The 509-nt window shown below is 46.6% G+C and carries 1 protein-coding gene and 1 tRNA gene; one reads left to right on the plus strand and one right to left on the minus strand.

All coding sequences use genetic code 11. The features are described from left to right. A partial coding sequence (locus tag APU02_RS27040) for a hypothetical protein (protein WP_223813335.1) occupies positions 1–125 on the minus strand: 125 nt, incomplete at its 3' end. Positions 126–432: 307 nt separating this feature from the next. On the opposite strand from APU02_RS27040, the gene APU02_RS21210 reads away from it, so the two are divergent. Next, positions 433–509: transfer RNA gene (locus APU02_RS21210), tRNA-Met, on the plus strand.

The following is a 509-nucleotide window of genomic DNA, read 5'->3' on the forward strand; positions in this document are numbered from 1 at the left end:
GTATATGCATAAGGCACGGCGCCTTTTTTGCGCATCCATAACAGGGCGGCGCTGGTATCCAGTCCACCAGAGAAAGCGATACCAATACGTTGACCAACCGGGAGATGCTTGAGAATCGTCGTCATAAAATAAAACACTGCTCGATAGACTGTGGTGAGTTCGACCCAACAACCTTAACTGCATTTTTATGCATTAATTGTGAGTATTCATTTAACCATCTTTTACTGGCGACAGGAAGTGCTTCATCATCTTTTTGCTAAAAAAGCCTGAAATACCAGCACAAACGGCAATCGGGGGCGCTAAAAAGCATGTTGACAAAATATACTAATCGCCGTTACAATTCATCTCGATTTTATGTCCCGTCTTCGGTACCAAATCCCAGCAGTATTTGCGTCTTTTGCTCAAAAAGAGTAAAATATGCCACGTTTCAGGCGCGGGGTGGAGCAGCCTGGTAGCTCGTCGGGCTCATAACCCGAAGGTCGTCGGTTCAAATCCGGCCCCCGCAACCA

The organism is Citrobacter sp. 50677481, from assembly GCF_001463265.1.
GTDB lineage: Bacteria > Pseudomonadota > Gammaproteobacteria > Enterobacterales > Enterobacteriaceae > Citrobacter_A > Citrobacter_A sedlakii.